Source organism: Kitasatospora sp. NPDC127067 (assembly GCF_042724755.1).
Classification (GTDB): domain Bacteria; phylum Actinomycetota; class Actinomycetes; order Streptomycetales; family Streptomycetaceae; genus Kitasatospora; species Kitasatospora lactacystinica.
Map to the genome: position 1 here is coordinate 47,489 of NZ_JBHXEM010000054.1, position 6,431 is coordinate 53,919.

Annotated in this window: 6 protein-coding genes and 3 tRNA genes; 5 read left to right on the forward strand and 4 right to left on the reverse strand. The window is 72.9% G+C overall.

What is annotated here, in order from left to right; genetic code table 11:
• Positions 1–63 precede the first annotated feature (63 nt).
• Positions 64–1,032: an HNH endonuclease signature motif containing protein gene (locus ACFWJ4_RS22130; protein WP_359897959.1), complete on the forward strand. Its 969-nt coding sequence runs from the start codon at positions 64–66 to the stop codon at positions 1,030–1,032.
• A gap of 160 nt (positions 1,033–1,192) precedes the next feature.
• Here the strand turns inward: ACFWJ4_RS22130 and ACFWJ4_RS22135 are convergent.
• From ACFWJ4_RS22135 to ACFWJ4_RS22150, 4 genes are all read right to left on the reverse strand, one after another.
• Positions 1,193–1,266: transfer RNA gene (locus ACFWJ4_RS22135), tRNA-Phe, on the reverse strand.
• 27 nt (positions 1,267–1,293) lie between these two features.
• A tRNA-Asp gene (locus tag ACFWJ4_RS22140) sits at positions 1,294–1,367 on the reverse strand.
• A gap of 63 nt (positions 1,368–1,430) precedes the next feature.
• Positions 1,431–1,503, reverse strand: a tRNA-Glu gene (locus tag ACFWJ4_RS22145).
• 125 nt (positions 1,504–1,628) lie between these two features.
• Positions 1,629–1,970: a metallopeptidase family protein gene (locus ACFWJ4_RS22150; protein WP_380546282.1), complete on the reverse strand. Its 342-nt coding sequence runs from the start codon at positions 1,968–1,970 to the stop codon at positions 1,629–1,631.
• 70 nt (positions 1,971–2,040) lie between these two features.
• On the opposite strand from ACFWJ4_RS22150, the gene crcB (ACFWJ4_RS22155) reads away from it, so the two are divergent.
• The 4 genes from crcB (ACFWJ4_RS22155) to ACFWJ4_RS22170 form a co-directional block, all read left to right on the forward strand.
• On the forward strand, positions 2,041–2,580 hold the full coding sequence (gene crcB, locus ACFWJ4_RS22155; RefSeq protein WP_380546284.1) for a fluoride efflux transporter CrcB: 540 nt from the start codon (positions 2,041–2,043) through the stop codon (positions 2,578–2,580).
• On the forward strand, positions 2,577–2,975 hold the full coding sequence (locus tag ACFWJ4_RS22160) for a DUF190 domain-containing protein (protein ID WP_380546286.1): 399 nt from the start codon (positions 2,577–2,579) through the stop codon (positions 2,973–2,975). Before crcB (ACFWJ4_RS22155) ends, ACFWJ4_RS22160 begins: the two co-directional genes overlap by 4 nt.
• A complete protein-coding gene (gene crcB / locus ACFWJ4_RS22165) occupies positions 2,972–3,346 on the forward strand; it encodes a fluoride efflux transporter CrcB (RefSeq protein ID WP_380546288.1) in 375 nt (124 codons plus the stop codon). Before ACFWJ4_RS22160 ends, crcB (ACFWJ4_RS22165) begins: the two co-directional genes overlap by 4 nt.
• 1,169 nt (positions 3,347–4,515) lie before the next feature.
• A partial coding sequence (locus ACFWJ4_RS22170; protein ID WP_380546290.1) for a DEAD/DEAH box helicase occupies positions 4,516–6,431 on the forward strand: 1,916 nt, incomplete at its 3' end.

The window sequence follows — 6,431 nt, forward strand, 5'->3', positions numbered from 1 at the left end:
GTCAAGAAACGGTGTCGGTGCGCCGTGCGAACCTGTGAGCATCGGCGGGGAGGGAGCACGGCGTTGCCGAAGAGCAGGGTTCGCAGGAAGGCCGGGCAGAAGACTCCGCCCAAGGTCAAACCGGTGGTGGTGTACCACGACATGGCTGTGTACGAGAACTTCGAACGCTGCGCGCCGCGCATATTCGAGGTCCTCCACAAGGCGCAGCAGACCACACCGGGGGCGCCCCGGATGCTGTTCTTCGACGTGCAGGGCCATCGGAACAGCGAGGGCGGCTACGACCACGACGCCTGGGAGATGCTCAAGGACTTCCTGCCCGAAAAGGTGCTCCCCTACCTGACCGAACTCCACACCCCGCTGTACGTGGCGAAGAACCCGCGTCGGCAGAACGATGCGGTCCCGGAGCAACTGCTCGTGGGTTACCCGGAAGGGGAGGAGAAGTCGTTCTGGTACGACATCGACTCCCTGCCGCTGCGCACCCGGGAGACCGAGGAGAGCAGTCGCAGGACCTACCCGTCCAAGCAGTCGATCATGGAGTACCTCGGGATCGCCGAGGAGTGCCTGATCTGCTGGGGCTCACCAGTCGAGCGGGCGCACGTGGTTCCCGCTTCCCTGGGCGGCTCGATGGACGTCCGGAACTTCGCCCTGCTCTGCGTGGAGCACCACCGGCAGGCGCCGGACATCGCCGACGCCGAGGCCTTCTGGGCCTGGGTCGACTATGCCGAACTGCGCGACTCGGGCAGTAAGTGGCAGCGGGCGCCCGAGGAGGTGAAGCGCTGGGTGGAGGCCGGCGGTGGCCGGGTCGAGCCCGTGGACCGCAGTGAGATGGCTTTCCTGGCCGCTGTGGAGTTCGAGCTCCGGCACCTCTACAGGTGGTCCGACGAGGACTTCGCCAAGGTGTCCTGGGCCTTCCTGGAGGAGTACCACCACGTGCTGGACCGTGCGACCGGGCGGCATTTCGGTGTCGACAGGAAGGTTGCCACCCACGCCTGGGCCTACCACGTGGCCATGCTGAGGCTCTCCCGCTCCTGACCCCGATGCGCCGCAACCGAACCGGACAACCCCCGGCGGAGCCGGTACCCGCTCGGTGGTCGGCTCTCCTGAGCCGTTGGCGTACCGGTTGGCGCACGGGACATGAAAACGGCCCCGGAGAGTGATCTCTCCGGGGCTGTTCTGCCTTTTCAGGCGGTTGTGGCCAGGGCCGGGGTCGAACCGGCGACCTTCCGCTTTTCAGGCGGACGCTCGTACCAACTGAGCTACCTGGCCGTACTGCACCGTCTCTTGCGAGACGAGCGATCCCGACGGGACTTGAACCCGCGACCTCCACCTTGACAGGGTGGCGAGCTAACCAACTGCTCCACGGGACCTAGAAGTGGCGAACCACTCAGGGTCTTGCGGTCTTGCGCACTGCACTTTACTACGGTACTGCGTGCCCCCAACGGGATTCGAACCCGTGCTACCGCCTTGAAAGGGCGGCGTCCTGGGCCACTAGACGATGAGGGCTTGCGGCCTGTCCCGCTGTTTCCAGCGTTCGGGGACGTCGAGAAGCATATGGGATGCAGGGCGGATCGCCAAAACGGGTTTCGCCCGGGTGGGGGTGCGGGGTGGGTGGGGCCGGTGGCCGGGGGTCAGGACCAGCCGAGTTCGTCGAGTTCGTGGTCGTCGAAACCGAAGTGGTGGGCGACCTCGTGGATGACGGTGGTGCGGACCTCCTCGACCACCTGCTCGCGGGTATCGCAGTGGCGCAGGGTGGGGCCGCGGTAGATCAGGATGCGGTCGGGCAGGACGCCCGCGTACCACTCGCCGCGCTCGGTGAGCGGGGTGCCCTCGTAGAGCCCGAGGAGCTCCGGGTCGCTCGGGTCGGGCTCGTCCTCGACGAAGACCGCGACGTTGTCCATCATGGCCGCGAGGTGCGGGGGGATCTGGTCGAGGGCGTCGCCGACCAGCGTCTCGAACTCTTCCCGGGTCATCTCCACCGGATCATTGTCCGGTGTCGGATGACGGTGTGCCAGGTGGCGGAGCCCGGTGTTTGATGGGGCTATGACGACCTCGGAGGGCGCCGTGGACGACGCCGCGGGCGGCACCGCGGGCGGCACCGTGGCGCGGGCCCGCCGGCCCGGCCGGCCGCCGGTGCTGCGCGGGCAGGGGCGGGCGGTGGCGGTGGTCGCGGCGGGCGGGGCGATCGGCGCGTCCGCGCGGTACGCGGCCGGGCTCGGCTGGCAGACCGGCCCGACGGCCTTCCCCTGGACGACGTTGCTGGTCAACGTGGTCGGCTGCGCGGTGATCGGGGTGTTCCTGGTGGTGATCACCGAGGGGCGCCAGGCGCATCCGCTGGTGCGGCCGTTCTTCGGCACCGGCGTGCTGGGCGGGTTCACCACCTTCTCGACGTACGCGGTGGACATCCGCCGGCTGCTGGAGGGCGGCCGGACCGGGCCCGCCCTGGCGTACCTGGGGCTGACCCTGGTGGGCGCGCTGCTCGCGGTGTGGGCGGCGGCCGGGCTGACCCGGCGTCTGATCCACCGGGTCGTCCGGCGCGGGGCCGGACGGGGCGCCGCGGAGCGGGTCGGGGGTGTGCGATGAGCCGACTGAGCGGGCCGGCGCTGCGGCTGACCGTGCTGATCGGGGAGAGCGACCGCTGGCACCACCGACCGCTGTACAGCGAGATCGTGCACCGGGCCCGGGAGGCCGGGCTGGCCGGGGCGAGCGTGTTCCGGGGCATCGAGGGGTTCGGGGCCTCGTCGCTGGTGCACACCACGCGGCTGCTGTCGCTGAGCGAGGACCTGCCGGTGGCGGTGGTGATCGTGGACGAGGAGGAGCGGGTGCGGGCGTTCCTGCCGCAGCTGGACGGGATGGTGGCGGAGGGGCTGGTGCTGCTGGACCGCTGCGAGGTGGTCACCTACGCGGGGCGCGGGGCGGAGGAGGGTTCGGGCCGTGGGCCGGGCCGGGAAGCGGGCCCGGGGGAGGCGGCGGAGTGAACTGGCTGCTGGTGGTGGCGGGCGCGGTGGTCGGCGCGCCGCTGCGGTACCTGACCGACCGGGCGGTGCAGTCCCGGCACGACTCGGTGTTCCCGTGGGGGACGTTCACGGTGAACGTGGTCGGCTGCCTGGTCCTCGGGCTGGTGACCGGCGCGGTGGCGGCGGGCGCGGCCTCCGCGAAGGTCCAGCTGCTGCTGGGGACGGGGCTCTGCGGGGCGCTGACCACCTATTCGACCTTCTCGTACGAGACCCTGCGGCTGACCGAGACCGGCGCCGGGCGGTACGCGCTGGCCAACGTGGCCGGCAGCGTGCTGGCCGGGCTGGCCGCGGTCTACGGGGGCGCGGAGCTGGCCTCGGCGCTCTGGGGCTGAGCGCGGACGCCGGAGGGGCGCCGGAGAGGCGCCGAGGGGCGGCGGACGGGCCTTGAGCGGCCCTGAGCGGCCCCGGGACGGCCCTGGACGGCCCCGGGGCGGGCGCCGGAGCGCCGGCCCCGCCGGGCGAGCTTGCGCGCTGCCCGTGTCCCGCCGGGCCGGGCGCGCGTTGGGCACCGAAAGCGGCCGCGCGCGAGTGGGCGGCCCGGGTGGGGCGGTAGAGAGGGACCTCAGTGGCTTCGGTGCGGGCGGCGCGGACGGTGCGGGCGGTACGGGCGGTGCGGGTGCGGCTGGCCGCGGCGCGTCCGGCTCCGGGGCGGGTGGCGGCGGTCCCGCGCTCGCGCGCGGTGCGGGCGGCGGCGCTGCTGACGGTGGCCGGGCTCGGGCTGACCGGGTGCATGTCGGTGGGTCCGGCGGCGGAGGAGAAGCACGGCGTGGCGCCGGTCGGGCAGGCCGGGCCGGCGGTCCGGCCGGGGGCGACGGGCGGGCCCTCGGCCTCGCCGGGCTCGGGGCACCCGGGCGGGGCCTCGGGGCACCCCGAGCGGTCGGGGGGCCTCCAGGGCGACGGCGGGTCGAACGGGGCCTCGTCGACGGCGCCCGGCGAGGCGGCCCCGGGGGCGAACGGCGTGGTGGCCGGGGTGGTCCCGGTGCCGGGGGCGGGCGCTCCCGACGGTGGTCCGGGCGGTGGTTCGGCGGGCGGTACGAACACAAGTCCCGTTCCGCACCCGGGCGGTGGAGCGGGCGGATCCGGCGGCGCGGCGGGCTCCGGCGGTACCGGCGGGGCGGGCGGCGCCGGGGAGGGACGGTCCGGCGGTGGCTCGGCCGGGGGGCCCACGACCACCCCGAGCAGCCGCCCGTCCGGCACGCCCGCGCCGGAGCACAGCTCGCCCGCCGCGACCGTCCCGCCGGCCCCGGACCCGTCCTCCGGCAGCTCCGGTTCCTCGGCACCGAGCCCGCGCGCGGCCGGGCATTAGCGGATTGAGCAGGGCATTTGCCTCCGATCCCCAGGCTCGTCTATGGTGGTAGATCGTTCGTTTGATCCATTTGACTGGCGCCCTATTCCCATCTGGCGCCCTTGGCGCGTTCCGGCGATCCGTGGCTGACCGCATAGAGGCGGTTGTGAAACAGAACCCCGGACTTTGGCGCGTGCCACTTCCGGAAGGTTTTGCATGTCTCTCGTTGACGACGCCCGCTTCGCCATGCCCGCGAACGAGGCCGCCGCCGATGTCACCGACTCCGACGACACCATCGACACCACCGCGGACGAGGTGATCGCCGAGGCCGAGGAGGCCACCGAGGAGGCGGCCGCCGAGCCCACCATCACCTTCGGCGACCTGGGCCTGCACGACGACGTCGTGCGTGCCCTCGCCAAGCGCGGTGTCACCACCCCGTTCCCGATCCAGGCCGCGACCATCCCGGACGCCCTGGCCGGCAAGGACGTGCTGGGCCGTGGCCGCACCGGCTCCGGCAAGACCCTGAGCTTCGGCCTGCCGCTGCTGACCCGCCTCGCCGACGGCGAGCGCACCAAGCCCAAGCACCCGCGCGGCCTGATCCTCGTCCCGACCCGCGAGCTGGCCATGCAGGTCGCCGACGCCCTGGAGCCGTTCGGCTCGGTGCTCGGCCTCAAGCTCAAGGTCGTCTGCGGCGGCACCTCGATGTCGAACCAGATCTACGCGCTGGAGCGCGGTGTCGACGTCCTGGTCGCCACCCCCGGCCGTCTGCGCGACCTGCTGAACCGTGGCAGCGCCAAGCTGGCCGACGTCCGGACCGTCGTGCTCGACGAGGCCGACCAGATGGCCGACATGGGCTTCCTGCCCGAGGTCACCGAGATCCTCGACCAGGTGCCGAGCGGCGGCCAGCGCCTGCTGTTCTCCGCCACCCTGGAGAACGAGATCGACACCCTGGTCAAGCGCTACCTGAAGAACCCGGTCACCCACGAGGTCGACCCGTCGGCCGGCGCGGTCACCACCATGACCCACCACATCCTCGTGGTGAAGCCCAAGGACAAGGCGCCGATCACCAACGCGATCGCCGCCCGCAAGGGCCGCACGATCATCTTCGTCCGCACCCAGATGGGCGCCGACCGTGTCGCCGAGCAGCTCATCGAGGCCGGCGTGAAGGCCGACGCGCTGCACGGCGGCATGACCCAGGGCGCCCGCACCCGCGTCCTCGGCGACTTCAAGGACGGCTACACCAACGTCGTCGTCGCCACCGACGTCGCCGCCCGCGGCATCCACGTCGACGGCATCGACCTGGTCCTCAACGTGGACCCGGCCGGCGACCACAAGGACTACCTGCACCGCTCCGGCCGCACCGCGCGGGCCGGCCGCTCCGGTGCCGTCGTCACCCTGGTGCTGCCGCACCAGCGCCGCGGCGTCTTCCGCCTGATGGAGGACGCGGGCGTGGACGCCTCGCGCCACATCCTCGACCACGCCTTCGACGCGGAGGTCGCCAAGATCACCGGCGCCCGTTCGCTGACCGAGGTCCAGGCCGAGAGCGCCGCCAACATCGCCGGTGCCGCCGAGCGCGAGCTCGCCGACATGACCCGCCAGCTGGAGCGCGCGCAGCGCCGCACCACCGAGCTGCGCGAGGAGGCCGACCGCCTCGCCGCCCGTGCGGCGCGCGAGCGGGCCGAGCTGGGCATCGAGGACGAGGAGCCGGCCGCCGAGGCCGAGTCCGGCGAGGCTTCGGAGACCGTCGTCGAGACCGCCGCCCCGGTGGCCGAGGAGCGCACCCCGGCGTACCGCGAGGCGCGCAACGAGCGTCCGGCGTTCGGGCGTGACCGTGACGACCGCGGCGGCCGTTCCGGCGGCTTCGGCCGTGACCGTGACGACCGCGGTGGCCGTTCCGGTGGCTTCGGTGACCGTGACAACCGTGGCGGTGGCTTCGGTCGTGACCGTGACGACCGCGGTGGCCGTTCCGGCGGCTTCAACCGTGACGACCGTGGCGGCCGTTCCGGTGGCTTCGGTGACCGTGACAACCGTGGTGGCGGCTTCGGTCGTGACCGTGACGACCGCGGTGGCCGTTCCGGCGGCTTCAACCGTGACGACCGTGGCGGCCGTTCCGGTGGCTTCGGTGACCGTGA

Excerpts from the sequence above, each read along its gene's own strand:
- ACFWJ4_RS22150 (WP_380546282.1), bottom strand. The coding sequence starts at position 1,970 with ATGACCCGGGAAGAGTTCGAGACGCTGGTCGGCGACGCCCTCGACCAG.
- crcB (WP_380546284.1), top strand. The coding sequence starts at position 2,041 with ATGACGACCTCGGAGGGCGCCGTGGACGACGCCGCGGGCGGCACCGCG.
- ACFWJ4_RS22160 (WP_380546286.1), top strand. The coding sequence starts at position 2,577 with ATGAGCCGACTGAGCGGGCCGGCGCTGCGGCTGACCGTGCTGATCGGG.